Annotated in this window: 1 protein-coding gene; it reads right to left on the reverse strand. The window is 75.4% G+C overall.

The annotated features are described in order from the left end of the window. Positions 1 to 3: 3 nt before the first annotated feature. Positions 4 to 463: DUF2399 domain-containing protein (locus NBW84_RS17720; RefSeq protein WP_250285847.1), on the reverse strand; the 460-nt coding region annotated here is incomplete at its 5' end.

Here is a 463-nt window from a genome sequence, read left to right on the forward strand (position 1 = left end):
GCGTCAGCCGGCCAGGTCGGCGATCAGGTCGGGCAGGACGAGTTCCTCGTCCACGCGGACGCCGTGGTGCTGCAGGGCCGGGCGCAGCTCGGCGTCCCAGGACGCCTCGACCGGACGGCGGCCGGCGAGCTCGCCGCCGGTGACGCGGGCCAGCGTCGCCCGGTAGGCCTGGGTGTCGAAACGCCACGGCCGCCACGGGACACGCTCCAGCAGGCCGTTGCCGATGTGGATGCCGCCCCAGTCGAAGTCGCCGTGGTAGGCGAAGCGGGCGCCCTCGGCGGCGAGCAGGTCGAGCAGGCGGAGCACCGCGGCCGACGGCTGCCCGTTGACGCACACCAGCGGCGGGCAGTCACCCCCCAGCGCGTCGGCGGCGCTGGCGAGCACGATCGGGTTCTCGCACATCCACACCGTCCGCTCGCCGACACCGAACTCGGCCCACTCCCGCCCGGGCCGATCACCCTGC

Source organism: Protofrankia sp. CiP1_Cm_nod2 (assembly GCF_920664355.1).
Lineage (GTDB): Bacteria > Actinomycetota > Actinomycetes > Frankiales > Frankiaceae > Protofrankia.